At 43.6% G+C, this 18,224-nt stretch carries 19 protein-coding genes; 18 read left to right on the top strand and 1 reads right to left on the bottom strand.

Annotated elements, in window-relative coordinates; genetic code table 11:
* Window positions 1-119 precede the first annotated feature (119 nt).
* The 5 genes from MHI55_RS18010 to MHI55_RS17990 all read left to right on the top strand — a co-directional run bounded on the left by MHI55_RS18010 (window position 120) and on the right by MHI55_RS17990 (window position 6,654).
* Entirely contained in the window at window positions 120-671 is a 552-nt protein-coding gene (locus tag MHI55_RS18010; RefSeq protein WP_340030559.1) for a CGNR zinc finger domain-containing protein, read from the top strand.
* A 111-nt stretch (window positions 672-782) separates the two neighbouring features.
* Window positions 783-2,162 (top strand): amidohydrolase family protein, encoded by a 1,380-nt coding sequence (locus MHI55_RS18005; protein WP_340386551.1) that lies wholly within the window; start codon window positions 783-785, stop codon window positions 2,160-2,162.
* A 520-nt stretch (window positions 2,163-2,682) separates the two neighbouring features.
* Window positions 2,683-4,119, top strand: a complete 1,437-nt coding sequence (locus tag MHI55_RS18000; RefSeq protein ID WP_340386549.1) for an amino acid permease — start codon at window positions 2,683-2,685, stop codon at window positions 4,117-4,119.
* 259 nt (window positions 4,120-4,378) lie between these two features.
* On the top strand, window positions 4,379-5,458 hold the full coding sequence (locus MHI55_RS17995) for a hypothetical protein (protein ID WP_340386548.1): 1,080 nt from the start codon (window positions 4,379-4,381) through the stop codon (window positions 5,456-5,458).
* 275 nt (window positions 5,459-5,733) lie between these two features.
* Complete coding sequence (locus tag MHI55_RS17990; protein WP_047843346.1) at window positions 5,734-6,654, top strand: tyrosine-type recombinase/integrase; 921 nt, start codon at window positions 5,734-5,736, stop codon at window positions 6,652-6,654.
* Between the two features lie 272 nt (window positions 6,655-6,926).
* Here MHI55_RS17990 and MHI55_RS17985 read toward each other — a convergent pair whose 3' ends face one another.
* Window positions 6,927-7,856, bottom strand: a complete 930-nt coding sequence (locus MHI55_RS17985; RefSeq protein ID WP_036613729.1) for an L-lactate dehydrogenase — start codon at window positions 7,854-7,856, stop codon at window positions 6,927-6,929.
* A gap of 337 nt (window positions 7,857-8,193) precedes the next feature.
* On the opposite strand from MHI55_RS17985, the gene MHI55_RS17980 reads away from it, so the two are divergent.
* From MHI55_RS17980 to MHI55_RS17920, 13 genes are all read left to right on the top strand, one after another.
* Window positions 8,194-9,471 (top strand): YCF48-related protein, encoded by a 1,278-nt coding sequence (locus MHI55_RS17980; protein ID WP_339186909.1) that lies wholly within the window; start codon window positions 8,194-8,196, stop codon window positions 9,469-9,471.
* Window positions 9,472-9,618: 147 nt separating this feature from the next.
* Window positions 9,619-9,828 (top strand): hypothetical protein, encoded by a 210-nt coding sequence (locus tag MHI55_RS17975; protein ID WP_339186910.1) that lies wholly within the window; start codon window positions 9,619-9,621, stop codon window positions 9,826-9,828.
* 247 nt (window positions 9,829-10,075) lie between these two features.
* Complete coding sequence (locus tag MHI55_RS17970) at window positions 10,076-10,798, top strand: phosphotransferase (RefSeq protein ID WP_340390616.1); 723 nt, start codon at window positions 10,076-10,078, stop codon at window positions 10,796-10,798.
* Window positions 10,799-10,855: 57 nt separating this feature from the next.
* A complete protein-coding gene (locus MHI55_RS17965) occupies window positions 10,856-11,281 on the top strand; it encodes an NUDIX hydrolase (RefSeq protein WP_076317651.1) in 426 nt (141 codons plus the stop codon).
* 109 nt (window positions 11,282-11,390) lie between these two features.
* Entirely contained in the window at window positions 11,391-12,137 is a 747-nt protein-coding gene (locus MHI55_RS17960; RefSeq protein ID WP_127550660.1) for a class I SAM-dependent methyltransferase, read from the top strand.
* 28 nt (window positions 12,138-12,165) lie between these two features.
* Window positions 12,166-12,708, top strand: coding sequence for a GNAT family protein (locus MHI55_RS17955; RefSeq protein ID WP_340386546.1), 543 nt, complete (start codon window positions 12,166-12,168; stop codon window positions 12,706-12,708).
* 35 nt (window positions 12,709-12,743) lie between these two features.
* Window positions 12,744-13,238 (top strand): AAA family ATPase, encoded by a 495-nt coding sequence (locus MHI55_RS17950; protein ID WP_340386544.1) that lies wholly within the window; start codon window positions 12,744-12,746, stop codon window positions 13,236-13,238.
* 59 nt (window positions 13,239-13,297) lie between these two features.
* Complete coding sequence (locus MHI55_RS17945) at window positions 13,298-13,825, top strand: GNAT family protein (protein ID WP_340386542.1); 528 nt, start codon at window positions 13,298-13,300, stop codon at window positions 13,823-13,825.
* 40 nt (window positions 13,826-13,865) lie between these two features.
* Window positions 13,866-14,459: a C39 family peptidase gene (locus MHI55_RS17940; protein ID WP_339193683.1), complete on the top strand. Its 594-nt coding sequence runs from the start codon at window positions 13,866-13,868 to the stop codon at window positions 14,457-14,459.
* 315 nt (window positions 14,460-14,774) lie between these two features.
* Complete coding sequence (locus MHI55_RS17935; protein ID WP_340386540.1) at window positions 14,775-15,878, top strand: collagen-like protein; 1,104 nt, start codon at window positions 14,775-14,777, stop codon at window positions 15,876-15,878.
* A 216-nt stretch (window positions 15,879-16,094) separates the two neighbouring features.
* Window positions 16,095-16,700: a hypothetical protein gene (locus MHI55_RS17930; RefSeq protein ID WP_340386538.1), complete on the top strand. Its 606-nt coding sequence runs from the start codon at window positions 16,095-16,097 to the stop codon at window positions 16,698-16,700.
* A 209-nt stretch (window positions 16,701-16,909) separates the two neighbouring features.
* Window positions 16,910-17,302 carry a DUF2500 domain-containing protein gene (locus tag MHI55_RS17925; RefSeq protein ID WP_017688132.1) on the top strand — a complete coding sequence of 131 codons (393 nt, stop codon included), beginning with the start codon at window positions 16,910-16,912 and terminating at the stop codon, window positions 17,300-17,302.
* Between the two features lie 147 nt (window positions 17,303-17,449).
* Entirely contained in the window at window positions 17,450-18,199 is a 750-nt protein-coding gene (locus MHI55_RS17920; protein WP_017688133.1) for a glucose 1-dehydrogenase, read from the top strand.
* Window positions 18,200-18,224 lie beyond the last annotated feature (25 nt).

The following is an 18,224-nucleotide window of genomic DNA, read 5'->3' as shown; positions in this document are numbered from 1 at the left end:
TGTGATTTGTGATGTAACTAGCTAAAACTGATTAATAAGGTTACACTTAATATAACACATCAAAGACGAGTTGTAACTTTCTTTGTTTAATTAGATGGTTACAATAAACGGAGGTATATATGGACAGGTTATGGACCGATTTTGTAAACAGCGATTATCACGACTGGCGTGGGGGAGATCGATCGGAGGACAGACTTGGGAAGGCGAACTGGCAGCAAGATTTTCTGGAACGATGGCAACTTAACGCTTCTGTCCCTGCATCTCCAGAAGAGGAGTTGTCGATGAGAAATTTCAGGAATGAATTGATAGCTCTTGGAGCCCGCTTATCTTCTGGAGCATCATTAACGGATATAGAAAAACAATGGTTGAACGGCGTTATGGAATCAGGGCATGTGAGAAGGACATTGACTACAATTGATCAGGAACTGAAACTCAAACTGGTAGCTGTAGAAGCACATTGGCATCAGGTTATGGCTGAGGTAGCTGCTGATTTTGCCATGACTTTGGTGGAGGGAGAAGGCGGCAGGATTCGGATCTGTGATAATTCGGATTGTCGCTGGATGTTCTATGATGATACCCGAAGCAGAACACAGAAGTACTGTGATGATAAGATGTGTGGCAATCTGATGAAGGTCAGAAGATTTCGGGCGAAACGCAAATTCCAAAATTGATAAATACTAACAATAACTATATAATGTATATATACTAGCGAAAAAATAGTCAGAAGCAGTACAGATTCGTAAGCAGGATGTGATCGTCTTTCAAACCAAAATAGATGGGAGATGTTTCTTGTGCGGACAAGTTATCTGTTGAAAAATGGCTGTGTGTTGTCGATGGATGCTAAAATTGGACAGTATAAGAGGGCGGACGTTCTGATTCAGGATTCACTGATCATGGCGATTCAGCCCGACCTGGATATTCCGGATGCGGAGATCATTGATGCTTCATCGATGATTATTATGCCTGGGCTGGTGGACACGCATCGGCATATGTGGGAATCACTTGTCAAAACAGCGGGAACCAACTGGTCGTTACCAGTTTATTTGCAAAATCTCTATTATGGTGCGATGGGAAGCAAGCTCCGCCCACAAGATAGTTATATTGCCAATCTGCTCGGTTCCTTGGAAGCGCTTAACGCAGGAGTGACGACAGTAATGGATTGGAGCATGCCATATTCCCCTGACCATACGGATGAACTGATTCGTGGACTTCAGGATGCTGGCATTCGGGCGGTATTTGCTCACGGAGTCCCTGGTGAGACGGACTACTGGAATCGGGATAGTCAACTCACGTATTCGATCAATGATGTGAGAAGAGTCAAAGAACGTTATTTTTCATCACGGGATCAATTGCTTACTTATGGGCTTGCCATTCGTGGTCCGGAGTTCAGTCATTGGGATACAACCGTGAAAGAGATCGAGCTAGCACAAGAACTGGATGCGATCTGTTCCATGCATGCCGGATTTGGCAGTTGGGGATCTGTGGATCGCTCGATCAGTCACTTGTACGAAGCGGGACTCTTAAGTCCACGGGTGAATATCGTTCATGGTAACACCATGGGCATGGATGAATACAAAATGCTGGCAGATAGCGGCGCTTCCTTGTCGGTCACACCTGAGGTTGAAATGATGATGGGTCATGGATATCCGGCCACCGGCTATTTTCTTGAACATGGGGGAACACCTACACTTGGTGTAGATGTAGTGACGTCTACAGGCGGAGATATGTTCTCGCAGATGAAGTTTGCACTTCAAGCTGAACGATCCAGAGCCAATGAACAACTTTTGCAGCAGGGTGAGATGCCTGGTGAGTTGAACTTGCAGTCCAGCCAAGTACTGAGATTTGCAACTTCAGCTGGTGCCCAGGCATTGGGATTGGAGCAGAAGGTGGGTACGTTGACCCCAGGGAAGGAAGCGGATCTGATCATGATTCGTACCAGCGATCTGAATATGTTCCCCGTTCATGATCCAATCGGCGCTGTTGTGCAATTTGCCAATCCATCCAACGTGGATACGGTCTTTGTGGCAGGTAGACTCGTGAAGCGAGAGGGTAAGCTGTTGAATGTTGATCTGGATGCGATTCGTCATGCGGCGATGCAGAGCAAAGATTATTTGTTAACCCAATACCGGATGTCAGATGCAGAGAGAATTGCTTTCTCATAATTTACTTTTTCATAAAAACCTGAAATGAAGTCAGTTCGTATTTTTATATACACCTCTACCTATAGCAAGAAATAAAGGGCCGCATAATGATATGTGGCTCTTTTACGTGCCTTCATATCGTGGAATTAGACAGGATAAGGTAGGAAGGGACAGCAGAAAAAGACGAAAAGAGCTCTCTTTTTCTTGACTTCGGATAACAGGGATTATAAGGTGTTTTTCACGAAAATTAAGGCTCATAAAAACTGCGCATAATATAAATTATACGCAGTTTTGTTTTAAATCCATTTTCATATTCATCCACGTGCAACAGATCATGATAAATTTCGCGGAAAAAGAACAAAATAAGTGATCTTCAAAAATAAATTTAACCAAGCAACGCGATAACGTGTAGAATTCGATAGGTTTTTATAGGTGATCGATAAGATAGAACAAATGACTTTTTCATAGAACAGATGGGAAGCCATCCAATCGCTGCTACATCCATAGCACATTCAAGATTCATGACGAGAGGAACATGACTATGCGTGAGAACAAACAACGATCTTCATTATTTCGCAAAAAACCAATTGCCTCCGGGGGCGATAACAGCAGTGCATTGAAACGGGCGCTCGGTCCGTTGGACTTAACCACACTCGGGGTAGGTGCCATTATCGGCACAGGGATTTTTGTGTTGACTGGTGTAGCTGCCGCAACGTATGCCGGCCCGGGACTTGTACTGTCATTTTTACTGGCAGGTATCATATGTGCATTCGCGGCATTATGTTACTCGGAATTTGCCTCAAGCATACCGGCCTCGGGCAGTGCGTACACCTATAGCTATACGGCTTTTGGAGAGGTGATTGCCTGGATTCTGGGATGGGATCTGATATTGGAGTATGGTTTTGCGAGTGCGGCGGTAGCCAGTGGATGGTCTGGATACTTTCAAACGTTGTTGTCCGGATTCGGGCTGGAGTTACCCCATGCGCTTACGAGTGCGTTCAGCCCGGAAAAGGGAACCTATTTTGACATCACAGCTGCGGTCATTACGTTAATTATCACTTTTCTGCTTACCCGAGGGGTGAAGGAAGCGGCTCGTGCGAACGGCATTATGGTAGCGATTAAAATTATCGTGGTGTTGATCTTCATTGGTGTAGGTGTTTTCTATGTAGAGCCAACCAACTGGCAGCCATTTTTGCCTTTTGGTATCTCGGGTGTAACTGCAGGGGCAGCGACGGTATTTTTTGCCTACATCGGATTTGATGCGGTCTCTACAGCGGCAGAAGAAGTTAAGCAGCCACAACGGGATTTGCCGATTGGAATTATTGCGTCACTGGCAATCTGTACGGTTCTCTACATTGTTGTATCGTTGATCCTCACAGGGATTGTGCCTTATAACAAGTTGAATGTAAGTGATCCAGTTGCGTTTGCATTTGAATTTGTTCAATTGAAAGGATTGTCCTGGATTGTATCTCTTGGAGCGATTGCCGGCATTACGACCGTATTGCTGGTTATGATGTATGGTCAGACACGTCTGCTCTATTCCATGTCTCGTGACGGCCTGCTGTCACCTGTCTTCTCCAAAGTTAGTGGCAAGAGTCAGACACCAGCGGTAGGGACATGGGTTGCGGGCATTATCGTCGCTTTGTTCTCCGGGTTCATCTCGTTGGGTCATTTGGCGGAGCTTACGAACATCGGAACGTTGTTTGCTTTTGCAGTTGTAAGTCTGGGCATTATTGTGTTGCGTAAAAATAACCCGGATCTCAAACGCGGATTCCGCGTTCCACTTGTGCCGCTGATTCCGATTCTGAGTGCCTTGGGTTGTGTATACTTAATGACACGCCTTGCGGCGCTGACATGGATTACGTTTTTTGCTTGGTTGATCATCGGATTAATTATCTACTTTGCGTATGGAAGGCATTACAGTCATCTGAATCCGAAACGCCGGATCTCGAGTGCTTTCAGGGCAAAGGATAAATAGATTAGTTGAGAACGTCTTTAACCGAGAACATCTTCAATTTTCCTCATTTCGTATCGCTTAGGCGAAGCGGGATGGGGATTTTTTTATATAGAAAGATAAAGGAAGATAACAGCAGGGGAGGGTTGGGATTTTCTTCATATATGGGTAAGTAATAAGGGACGTGACGAACTTAATCACGGGGGCGGGGTTGCGGCTAAGCCAAATATGAAATATATTTGGGGATGTGACATGCCATCAGACATAAGAGAGGGGATGTATCATGAACACACCATTACATACGAATTCAAATCATCAAAACGCAGCTTTTGGATTTGCATTAGCTGACTCATCTGTACTTGCAGAGGCACAATTAATTGTTTCACAATCAGGAGGTGCAGGTGACCTACAGTTAGATATTGATCCGCAGCGTCTTCTGAAGGATGGACGTAAGGTATCTGTCATTGCACAACAGTTGGATTCACCGGTCAATCGTCAGGATGCCAATATCATCTATGGTCAGGAGCTGGCATACGTGCAGTATGCTGTTAACCTGAAACCGGATAGTTCAATCTCCATTGCATCTATTGAAGGCGTTGAACAGTCTGTTAATCTTGGTTGGGAAGCATTTCAAGAGGGGGAATACGAACTTCGAATCTCCCTGCATATGAAAACACCTCGTATTGCTGAAGGTACACTCGAACCTGAACAACTTGCAATGGTTAAGTATGCGCAAGTTATCACCGTATATATATCGCTTTTCCCGGCACAAGCAGCGTCGTTGAGTTCACCATCTCAAGCTGTATGGAGCAGAAACCATCATGTGTTTGACTCCTACGGGAGAGGAGGATTTATTCTCGCTGACCTGCCTCGACTCGCTGAACGCGTAGAGGCACTGATGGGACCGGGTAACCATAATCTGATCGAGCAATTTGCCGAAGGGAATCTGTCAGATACGTTGCTGGAAGAGGGGCTGATGGCAATTGCCTGGGGCGTGACTCCGTGGTGTTATTCACTCTATTCTGCACCAGATGAGCAGTCTGCTCGAATACTCGCCGTGGACAAGCTGGGCGATGAACCTGAACGGCAAGGGATCTACCGTATTGATCCGTCCATTCAGCAATTAAGTATCGTACCTGCGAATGAGCTGGCTTATTGGCCTGCCTGCGTTCAGAACGATTGGCCTGTTATTGATGTGGCGGGTGAAGGCGAGACGTTGCATATGGATCTGTATACTCAGATCTGTGAATCCGTGAATGGGTTGCACGAGAATCCATTGCCATCGTTTGTACTTACTCGCAATCAAGGCAAACCCGAAACGATCATTCCACTGATTGATGTTGTCATTGTGGATGAAGCGTAGAGCACTGCTTTATAATAAATATATAAATTGAACTAATCATTTACACGAAAACGGAGAGGACAGAAAGAACCTGAAAAAGTGAAGCTAAAAGTTTTCTGCAAGAAAGCTACTTCGGAAGCATACGCTTCGCCTTTATCCACGGATTTTTCCCTTGAGAAAAGGGAATCAGAAAAATCTGGGGATAACAGCGATTGGAAGGTTGTTCTGTCATCGCAGTGCCCGTGTAAATAATCTTAGTCAATTTATAAAGAACCGAATTGAGGTGACGTAGACAGATGATGACCGAGGAGATTCAGGAGCAATATGCGGACGAGCTAGAAGCTTTTCACATATGGATGAAGGACGCCGGATATACAGGCCATACGGTAAAATCATACACGGGTGACGTGGTGGAATTCCTGGTCTCCATTCAAGGGAAGTCACTGGAGCAGGTCAAAAAGCTGCATGTGTTGTCTTTTCTGTCCCGCGCGCGGGAGCGTGGGGTTAGTGATGCCACGAGAAATCGCAAACATGCGGCGGTGAACTGTTTTTACAAGTCCCTCATTGAACTCGAATTGTTAACGAATAATCCGGCGTTTGGGATCAAAAAATCCAAAACCGAGAAAAACCGTGCGCCCGTTTTCCTTGATGAAAGTGGGCTGACACGTTTTCTGGAGTCGGTAGAAGGCAAGTATCGTACACGTAATCTGGCTGTTTTTCTATTGATGGGATATATGGGATTACGGGTTGGAGAAGTGCATGCGTTGGATTGCAAAGACTATAATGCAGAGCGGCGTACATTGGATGTATTTGGTAAAGGTCGTAAATGGCGCTCACTCCCTGTACCGGAGACTGTGGCAAAAGTATTATCTCAAGCGATGGCTGAGCGTCTCGATCCTTGGCGGCCAAAAGAGGAAGCACTATTTGTCTCGCAAAAAGGGAAGAGACTGTCGATTCGCAGCATCCAGCTCATATCTACGGAAACCTTTGAACGTTTCCAGCAGGAATCACCAGCCAATCAACGTCAAAACTACTCCAGTCATAAGCTGCGTCACTCTTTCGCGACCATGATGTTACGGCGTGGAGCCGACTTGCGTACGGTACAGGAACTGCTTGGTCATGCATCGATTCAAACAACAACCGTGTACACACACGTCACCAGTAGGGAGAAAGAAGAGGCTATGGCTCTGCTGGACGTAAAACTTCCGACATATTAGAAGAAAAAAGCCAATATTTAATCCGAAAAGTAGTCTGTCCAAGTGACAGGCTTTTTTTGTTATTGATTTGGATGATGGATATTTAAACATAATTAATATTATGTAAACTAATATCTGAAATCTAAATAGGCCTATAATAGAAATCAAACAAAAGAACCATTCGCCTCTTCTCTTTAGAAGAAACAAATGGCCCTTTTGGCTAAGACAGATATCTTAATTTACAACTTTTAACGTGCTGAATCGTTCACGATATGAATGATTGCGCGATTGAATTACTCGAGTCCGGCGATCTGTTCTTTTAATTTGTTAGCAGAAGCCTGGAAAGCCACTTTTTCGGTTTCATTCAACGGAAGAGGCAGAATTTCGCGCACACCGTTGCGATCGACAACACATGGAACACCCAGATAAACATCCGATACACCATTGTAATCTTCAAGGTACGTGGATACGTTCAGAACGGAGCCTTCGTTGCCGAGAATTGCAGCTACAATGCGGTCCAGAGCAAGGGCGATTGCATAGGAAGTCGCTCCTTTGGCATTAATAATCTCATACGCTGCATTTTTGGTACGGTCGAAGATATCCTGTTGTGTTTCTTCATCCAATTCCAGATCTGTTCCTGCAACGTTAGCCAGGCTCCATACCGGTACTTCGGAATCTCCATGCTCACCAATAATGTGTGCGTGAATACTACGCGGGTCGATCCCTTTATTTTTACCAATCAGGTAACGGAAACGTGCGCTATCGAGCAATGTACCTGAACCGATGACACGGGAAGCAGGCCATCCACTTTGTTTCCATGAAGTATAGGACAAAATATCTACAGGATTGGTTGCAATCAGCAAAATACCATGAGAATTCACTTCAGTAATGCGCTCAATAATATCTTTGAAAATGCTTGCATTTTTCTTCAGCAGATCAATCCGGGTTTCGCCCGGCTTCTGGGAAGCACCGGCTGTAATAATAATGATATCTGCATCTTTGCAGTCGGAATAATCGCCAGCCCATACTTTCACGCCTCCCGTAAATGGAAGACCGTGGTTCATATCCAGCATTTCGCCGGTTGCTTTATCATGATTCACATCCACAAATACCAACTCGGACGAACGCTGTCTCAACATTAGCGTGTATCCCGTTGTTGTTCCCACCGCACCCATGCCTACAATTACGACACGACTTGGTTTCAGAGCTGCACTATTTGTCATGTTCAATATCCTCTCCTTTTTGGGTTATACTCCCATCCATATTAAGGGATTAGAGAATATAAAGCGAGTGTTGTCTATAAAATAGTTCACATTTCATGTCTTTTTACCAATTATTCCGTCGAAAAACAGTTTAGGATAAAATTAATGGTAATAAATGTGCGACCTATAGCCCAGAGTATGAGCTGGAAAAAGGGAGCGGGCCAACCATAAGTGGCCAATGAGCCTTTTACATAAGGTTTGTGGTAGAATAGGAGCAGTGGATTCTGATGAATCGTAAATAAAACGCCATAGGACAGGCATGCGCGCCTGTATATTGGATGAGAGAGGTGGAACCCACTTGCGTTCGCAATGGATTAAAATCGCGCAGACAGCATTACTGTCTATAGGTATAGCAGCTGTATTGGCTGCATGCACCGACTCAGATCAACCTCCGGTAGCAGAACCTCCGCAGCAGCAGGAGGACGCCGGGAATACAGGGCAGACATTAACTGTCGTTCCCCCTGTGAACAGTACAGAATCTGCAGATATGGCCAAGTACCAAATACAGACCCGTTTGACCGATTTTCAGTTGCTCAATGACAACGGAGGATTGGCGTGGGGGGTGACGCGGAATGCGCTGCGCCTGTACTACACTCAGGATCAGGGAAAGACCTGGACCAATATTTCACCTTCGGAAAATGTACAGTTTCCGGCTAACCCTAAGTATGGACAAAGCATTTATTTTGTAGATCGTGCACATGGTTGGATTGTTCGTGAAGGCATGGGTGGAACAGATACCATGGTGCTTCGCACCAATAATGGAGGCGTAACTTGGAGCCTGTCTTCTCTGTCCAAGACGGATAAAGTGACTGCGATCTCATTTGTATCTCCTGAAAAAGGTTGGATTCTCACCACGGTCGATACCGCTATTGGTAAACAGGATAAGAAACTTTACTTCACCGAGGACGGTGGAATTACCTGGAATCGGATGTCATCCAGTGATGAAGATGGCAAACAGGAAGCAGAAGAGATTTCCAAACGTGGATACACCACGGGCATGACTTTCTCGGATCCAAAACATGGTTTCTTAACAGCGCTGGAGTTCGGCACACCGAAGTTGTATATAACATCAGACGGCGGAGAGAACTGGAATACTGGACCATCCTTCTTTGATCGAAACAAATTCAACGGGTGTGGTAATTTCAGTGTTAGTTCACCACAATTTTTTGGACGTGAAGCGCAGTCAGCTTGGATGTCAATGTCCTGTTCTAAAGGCGAGAGCACGACATTTAATGGATTCTTTACCACCGATGGCGGAAAGAGCTGGAAGCTGTCCAATTTCACTTTAAACAAACAAACGGGTGCGAATCGTAACCTTTCACCGGTATTTCTGAACGCATCGGAAGGTTGGGCGATGCAAAAGGGCATAACCTACCACACCAAGGATGCGGGCAAAACGTGGAGTGCTCTTCCTGCAAGCAGTGTACTGGAGAAAATTCTCGAAGATTATCCGGAGATTGTGAAGATGCAGATGGTTACCCCCAAGCTTGGCTGGATATTGGTTGAAAATACAGATGCCAAAAGATCGTTGTTATTGCAAACGGTAGATGGCGGTGTACATTGGAAAGTACTCTAAAGTAGAGTGTTATCGATGTGAAAAGATAGGAGAAAGGAGAGGAGCCTAAGGGTTTCTTTTCTTTTTTTGCTTAGTTTGTGAAATAAATCACAAATAAATTCGCTAGAAGGTGATATATTTAACTCAACAAGAGAAGGAGTGATGAAGATGAGAACCAACGGTCAAACTCAATTCACGCAGGCGGATGAATTAACCAGATATATGCTTCAATTATGCTACACATGTGACGATGCGAATCGTTGTACCACAGAGGATGCAGTGAAGGCTTGCATGGCAGAACACGCACAGGCAGACCAGGCCGAACCAGCTGAAGGTGGAGAAGTAACTCGCGGGTTTATGGATCTAATGTACGCTTAGGCTAATGATACACGGATCAATCACGGAGAACGCTCCTGCGGGAGGGTTCTTTTTGATTTGGAGAGAAATGTATACGCTTTAAATTCACTTCGCAAATATTGCAGCATGGGTTATTATAGAAATAATTAAGGTAAATTACTCAAAATGTGGAATTCGTGATAAAGGTCCGAGATAGTAGAAAGGATAAAACTATGAACATTCAAGATCTCCCAATTGAAATAAAAGAACATATAGGGAAGTCCAGAAAATCACTTTTCCTAAGCAAGGTCATACTTCTACTGTGGCTATACTGGATACGTTTGATCAAAAGTACATCATCAAGAAGACAGAAAACGATCTTTATAATGAATGGTTATCCGATGAATATAAGGTGCTCCAATACCTTTACCATACGGGACTCCCTGTTCCAAAGGTATATTCATTTCATACTGAGGACACATCAAGATGGCTTCTGATGGATTATATTGATGGAATAAGTTTAAGAGAATTTCTCTCTAAGATGCCTGACCTTCAAAGTAAAGAAAAAGCGATTTTTAACTTTGGGCTTTGTTTAAAGAAAATACATGAATGCTCTTGTCCTGTTGAATTATTGAACAATAACACTCCTTGGTTAGATACAATGCTTAATAAAGCAGAATATAATCTTACTCACTTTGCTGTAGTCGGCTCAGCAGAACTACTTCAACAGTTGAAGGAAGCAAGACCAAAACCAATAGAGAACACTTTCATTCATGGAGATTTCACTATAGATAATGTGCTAGTTAATGATTGCAATATTGTTGGAGTTATTGACTGGGCAGGAGCAGCTTATGGCGACCCAAGATATGATGTAGCATTAGCCATTAGACCGAAACATAATGCGTTTGACAATGAAAGAGATAGAGAAATATTTTATAAAGGGTATGGAAACTTAAGAATAACGGATGAAGAATACAATTATTTTGAAGACGGGATATATAACTTCTTTTAGCCTGGATATAAATTGTTCTTCAAACGTATATTAATCTTTCTAGAAGGAGTCGAATAAATGAGCCCTCCAAAACATATCTTATCTGCCGCTGCAATCGTGATCAACGAACAAAATGAATTATTACTTATTAGAGGACCACGAAGAGGATGGGAAATGCCAGGCGGTCAAGTAGAAGAAGGAGAATCCCTAAGTCAAGCTGCGATCAGAGAAACGAAAGAGGAGTCTGGAATCGACATTGAAATCATCAAATTCTGTGGAATATTTCAGAATATCGAAAATTCAATATGTAACACATTATTTCTAGCAAGACCAATAGGAGGAGAATTAATCACATCATCGGAGAGTTTAGAGTCTGGTTTCTTTCCGATCGATGAAGCCATTTTAAAAGTCGAATGGAAAAACTTCAGAGAAAGAATAGAGTATTGCTTAAAACCTGAGATGCAGCCTTTTTGCATTGAGTTCAGTGATAAGAATAATATTTAAAAGTTTCCGGAAAGGAAGTTCAATCAATGAAACGAGTCGATGTAGATTACATATTTCAACGAAGGTAACAAGTGATGTTCTGAATGTGGTGTATAAAGGAGACTATCAGATGAACAAGTACAGTGTTTATGAAACAAACAGCTTTTATTGGGATACAAAAGGGAATGACTTTTTGAGAGCAATCGTGCTTCCACATTATGGAGCATTTATCTCAGAAGAAAAACACCAACTTTTTGGTGATGTCTCAGGATTAAAGATGTTAGAGGTGGGCTGTGGAAATGGTCAATCCTTGCAGTATCATGGAGACCGCAAAGCAGGTGAACTGTGGGGTATGGATATATCCCAGAAACAGATAGAAAAGACACAACAACACTTGAGGACATACGGAATTCCTGCAACATTGATATGTTCACCCATGGAAGAGGAATGTGGGATTCCTACTAATTATTTTGACGCTGTGTATTCGATTTATGCCATAGGTTGGACAACCGATCTTGAAGGTACTTTCAGCCGAATCGCTTCTTATTTAAAGAAAGATGGTATTTTTATTTTCAGTTGGTCTCATCCAATTCATAGATGTGTCGTTGAAGAAAATGATAGATTTGTCTTCAATAAGCCATATTCTGATGAATCGTGGTATGCGATATCTCCTGACTTTTGTCAGGGTGAATTAACCTTGGCTGATCGTCAACTATCAACCTATGTCAATGCGTTAGCGAAAGCGGGATTTGTCATTGAACAAATGATAGAAGAATCCGATGAGGATATCATGCAATTACATAATAATAGCGATAGTCTCCTTAAAAGAGCGAAGATGTTACCTGTATCCTTTGTAATTAAAGCAAGAAAACGATGATTAAATGAAATGAATCGGAGAGTGGGATATGTTTAAATATCAAATGGATACTGCTACCTATGTATCGCTATTGGCAATGAAAGATGCACCCCAATTATATAATCTGATCGATCGAAACAGGGATCATATAGGAGCGTGGTTGAAGTTCCCCAGCATGACATTAACAGAAGATGATTCAAGAAATTTCATCAAGAGAACACGTATACGCTATGCTCAAGATGATGGTTATTGGTTAGGAATCTGGTGTGGAGACGAGCTTGCTGGTTCTATTGGATACTTGTACATTGATCAAGAAAACAAGAAGACTGAAATAGGATATTGGCTTGGTCAGGAATATGAGGGTAAGGGACTTATTACAAAATCGATTAAAAATTTAATTGATTACGCATTTGATGAACTTGAATTAAATAAAGTTGAAATTGGCGTAGCAACAGATAATCTCAAAAGCCGCGCAATTCCTGAAAAATTAGGCTTTCAACGTGAAGGTGAATTAAGAGATTACGAATATATTAACGGTACATATTTAAACAGGATTATTTATGGGTTGAAAGCAGATCAATGGAGAACGTAATAGATCAAATTTTATTTTAACTAAAGGGGCTAGTTATGAGAAAATTACCGCTGTTTGTAGTGACAGGCGCAAGTGGAACAGGAAAAACAACGATCTCTTCGCTTGTTCGCAAGCAACTTCCCGAATTTGACGTCTTTGACATGGATATCATCGATAACGTGGATTGGCAGATTGCCAAAGAGAATTGGTTGAGGATTGCGTATAACATATCGCTAAGTGGACGAGGGACTGTTTTATGCGGAACGATGGTTCCGGAAAACATTGCATCGTCGGATTACATAGATCGATTTGATCGAATTCTATATATGAATTTGCATTGTGACGATGTTACTCGCGAGACGCGTTTAAGAGCCCGTGGGTGGGACGAGAACCTGGTTGAAGATCACAAGAATTTTGCCAATTGGTTACTCCAGAATTCGGAAACTGCGTTTGACCCGCCAATGCAAACAGTTGATACGACAGAAGTTACAGTAGAGGGAGTAGCTGAACAAATTAAAGAATGGGTTTTAAAGAACTGGTGTGTTGAATGAACATTTAAAATAACCTAATAGTTAGATTGAGTGGGAGGAACAGGATGCTACCTTTTCAAGTGAATGAATCTATTGTATTAAAGCTGATCCAATCTCGAGATAGAGATGAGTTGTATGCGTTAATTGATGAGAATAGAAAGTACTTGAGAGCGTGGTTACTCTGGGTTGATAAACGACAATCACCCAGCGATTTAGATTCTGTAATTGAAGTATGGACACATAATTATGAAGAGAAGAACGGTTTTGATTCCGGAATATGGTTCAATGAACAATTGGTTGGGATGTTAGGATTGCATTATATTGATTGGACGAATCGAGCAACGAGCATTGGATATTTTTTAGCTGAGTCAGCACAGGGCAAAGGAATCATTACCAAATCAATAGAACAATTGCTTAAATATCTCTTTAACGAGTTGAAGTTAAATCGTGTAATCATTCAATGTGCAGAAAACAACTTTAAAAGCAGGGCTATACCTGAGAAAATCGGATTTTCATATGAGGGAACATCCAGAGAAGCTCAATGGGTTTACGATCATTATGAGAATATTGTGACGTATAGTCTGCTGTCTAGTGAATGGCATACTTAAACGTTAGAGTACATCTTGATGAGACGAAGGAGGTCAAGAATTGTTTCTCAATGTATTATTTTGGTTGATTATTCTCTGGGTGATCTCCCTTTATTTCAGTTTTCCTAAGAAAGATCGCATGTACACAGTCAATGTGCCAAGCACATATTACATTCAATCTTCAAATCGGTTGGATATTCAGAAAAACTACGAATGCGCTGCATTTTCCAGTGCGTTTGTCTTGAGACATTTCGGTTTGGAGTCCAACGGAACAAAGCTATATGAAACCTATCCTCGCAAATTACTGGATGGGACGGTATATCCCAAAGCGGTCGTTGTTTTTTTCAGGAAGCTAGGATATCAGGCAATGTACTTACGTGGTAATGTGAATACGTTAAAGAAACAGATCAGCCAGGGTGTGCCTGTTATTTTATTTATTAGAGTACATCCCAAACAACGTTATTTGCATTTTGTTCCCGTCGTTGGTTATGATGAAACGCATTTTTACTTGGCAGAATCGTTAGACCACAAGATTAATTGTGATGAAGAATATTACAATCGAAAAATCAGCATAAATGAACTCAACATGTTATGGAGGTCGTGGTTACCTTTTTCTCAAAACTCCTATATCGTCGTACACCCGATGCAGATTTAAGACGGCTCTCTTTCAAGGGACAAGATATATTTCTTTAAACGAACTAATCTGCTTTATTCGGAACGTCTGCTTAGTTAAACCAAGCAACTCATGCCCAAATGGCATGAGTTTTTTTGAACAAATCTCCTCACGTAAACCAGCTCGACTCAATTAATGGTTTTGAACAAAATAGATCAAACGTATAGGCAGTTGCTACTGATTTTATTGTTTTACCTGATAATTAGCGGAGTTTTTTAGTTAAAATGGTTGTTCGTCCACGCATCTTTTCATCTACATACGTACGTTAAACCATGTCTATAGGGAGGTGTCCACACTGTGAGTCATTCAGAAGTGAAGAAACGTATGAAGAGAAAAAAGGCAACATTCCATCCGTGTAAAGTTAAAAGAAAAGAACGCCGATTGAAAGTGGTCAAAAAGTTCGTTCAAGTAAAATGTCCGCCTCCAGAAGTGAATATATCTACCCCTACTGTCGTTGGCCCAACAGGACCACAAGGTATACAAGGCGTACAGGGCGTACAAGGTATTCCAGGTAAACAAGGGGTTGAAGGGCCAACTGGAGCTCAAGGACCAGCAGGGGGGCCACCTGGACCACAAGGGCCTCAGGGACAGCCTGGTCCTGCTGGAGCGGTAGGTTCTCAAGGTCCGGTCGGGCCTGCTGGACCTATGGGAGCACAGGGGATTCCGGGAGAAGCAGGGGCCGTAGGGCCACAAGGTCCGCAGGGTAATCCTGGACCTGCCGGGGCAATTGGGCCTCAAGGTGTTGCTGGAGCTGTTGGGCCGACGGGTGCGACAGGAGCTGCAGGAGCAGTAGGCCCGGCAGGCCCAGCCGGTGCAGCAGGAGCGGTAGGCCCTGCTGGGCCAGCCGGTGCAGCAGGAGCAGTAGGTCCGGCAGGGCCAGCCGGTGCAGCAGGAGCAGTAGGCCCGACTGGTGCTACAGGAGTAGCGGGTCCAGCTGGAGCCACGGGAGGTACAGGTGCAACAGGAGCAGCCGGAAGCGTACTGGGATTTGCTGACTTTTTCGCACTGATGCCACCTGATAATGCAGCAACGGTTGCTCCCGGTACTGATGTAAGCTTTCCTCAGGATGGGCCGACAAGTGGAACAACTATCGCACGTACGGGGCCTAGTTCATTCAATCTGGCAGCCATTGGTACGTATCAGATTTTGTTCCAGGTGAGCATTAATGAAGCCGGTCAATTAATTTTAACTCTCAATGGGGCAGATTTGGCTCCTACTGTAGTTGGGCGAGCAACGGGAACGTCTCAGATTTTTGGTATGGCTTTGGTGCAGACAACCGTGATTAATTCTATTCTGACCGTGCGGAACCCGGCTGGTAATGCTACAGCATTAACAATCACGCCACTTGCGGGCGGAACTAGACCTGTATCCGCACATCTTGTGATCACACAATTAGCATGAGTCCGTTAACAGGCTAGCAAACTCTCCTCAACTTTATTAAATATGCATCCACAACGGTAACATGGGTTTGCTTGAACTGAGATAGCAGTGCTTTACCTGAGGCTGTTATCTCAGTTGGAGCGGATAATGGTACAGGAGTAAGTACATATCGGATACCCTTTTTGTTTTTGAGGAATGGTGAAAACGTCACTACTAATTATTTTTTCAGTAGATAATATGATAAAATATTGGAAAAACATCAGAGGTGAGTGCATGAAGAATGGACACTGGAGAAAAATTACATGGGTTGTTGCAGCATTATTATTAATCATGGTCACGGCTTGCAGCAATAGCAAATTCAATCCAAACGAATTTTCAGAACAGGATCTGGCTGTGATGAAGACCGACAGTGAGGATAAGATTACGTATGGAATGAGTCAGGAAGAGGCGGAGAAAATCCTCGGTGAGGGAACATCAACCGGTGTGGGTCAATCCTATCAATACAATAACGGGATCACGATTGGTTATAGGGATGCCAAAGTCGTTAGTATCATCTTGAATAAGGACTCGAAAGGGTACTTTAAGACGGCTCGCGGGGCAGAGGCGGGGATGACACATCAAGAGATTCTCGATCTGTATGGCAAGGAACATGTTTTGGTCGAATCTGAACGTAATATCGATTATGCCTATCATATTCAGAAGGAAACATTCCTGGATGAGAAGTCACTGCAAGCGGAAAAAGATGATCTGGCTATCTATCGTGCATCGTTTATGCTGACAAAAGAGGGACAGGTTAATCAGGTTATATTGTCGGATCAACGATTTGCAACAACCTTTAATTAAAACATGGCTGCTAGGCAGCAGGGTATTAGATAATGAAATAGTACTTATTTTTCGTATGAAGCAACCCTTCGGTATTCTGCCGGAGGGTTTTTCCCTTCACACCGTTCGATTTCAATCCGGATAACAAGTTCCTTGTTTACGTGCATATACATTACAGGAGACGGGTCAAGACTCCGGCTGTCCTAAGTTGTATGAACGGAGGGAGAGACATGGGCATTGAATCATCCTGGATGTTTGATTTGTTTGGAACCGTCTTTCCGGTTGTATTTGTTCTGATTATAGGTATAGTCCTTCTGTCGATGGGAAAGGAGGTATGGAGGTGGGGACGCAACAACTCGGAGCCGCTATTGACCGTGCCTTCACGAATCACCAGCAGACGGATGAAGATGAGTCAGTCGCAATCTGAACCGGGCAGTACAGCACGAACGTTATACTACGTCACCTTTGAAGTAGAAAGTGGAGATCGGCTCGAATTCAAAGTCAATGGCGAAGAGTATGGTTTGTGTGCTGAGGGGGATGAAGGACGGCTCTCGTTCAAAGGAACGCGTTATGTAGGCTTCGAGCGATATAATCGCGTATATTCTGAACGCCTACGGGGTTAAACTGAGCAGCTTGCGCCAGAATGGCGCGAGCTTTTTTTGATTATTTACTGGACAAGCGTTTCTTAATGGGCCTAACGTGTTTTTATATAAGAAGAGGCTTAATAAGATTATGATCAAAAGATCATTACCATAGAGGAGGCAATCAATATGTCATTTACAGATCAGGTCGTTGTTGTAACCGGGGCCGCTCAGGGAATAGGACGAAGTGTGGCTGAGGCTTATGCAGTCGCTGGAGCCAAAGTTGTACTTGCCGACTACAAGGAAGCAGAAGGGGCGGCAGCGGCAGCTTCCATTCGTAACGAAGGCGGAGAAGCCATCTTTGTCCAATGTGATGTTCGGAGCGAGCAGGATATTACGAATCTGTTTCGGACAACCGTGGAAGAATTCAAACAAATTGATGTTTTGGTGAATAATGCAGGACTCGCCAAGTGGAAGTCACCCTATGAGCTGACGCTGGAAGAATGGGACGATGTACTCAATACCAATGTGAGAAGTTGCTTTTTGGCGAGTCGGGAAGCAGCCAAACATATGAAAAGCAATGAACACGGGGGTGCCATTATCAACATGGCTTCTACCCGTGCACTGATGTCTGAGCCGGATACCGAAGCTTATGCCGCATCCAAAGGAGCGATTGTAGCTCTGACACATGCGCTGGCGGTCTCACTGGGCAAGGACCAAATTCGGGTCAATTGTATCAGTCCGGGATGGATTGAGACAGGAGACGTGGAGAAATTGAAAAAGGAGGATCATGAACAGCATCCCTCCGGTCGTGTGGGTGTTCCTTCGGATATCTCCCGTGCTTGTTTATATTTGTCTGACCCAAGCAATACCTTTGTCACAGGGACCAACCTCGTTATTGATGGAGGCATGACCCGAAAAATGATATATGAGGACTAGAACCGGGATTGAACCGGGCGAGCCC

The sequence above is a fragment of the Paenibacillus sp. FSL E2-0151 genome, from assembly GCF_037993015.1.
Classification (GTDB): domain Bacteria; phylum Bacillota; class Bacilli; order Paenibacillales; family Paenibacillaceae; genus Paenibacillus; species Paenibacillus amylolyticus.
This window is presented reverse-complemented; position numbering and strand designations above follow the sequence as displayed.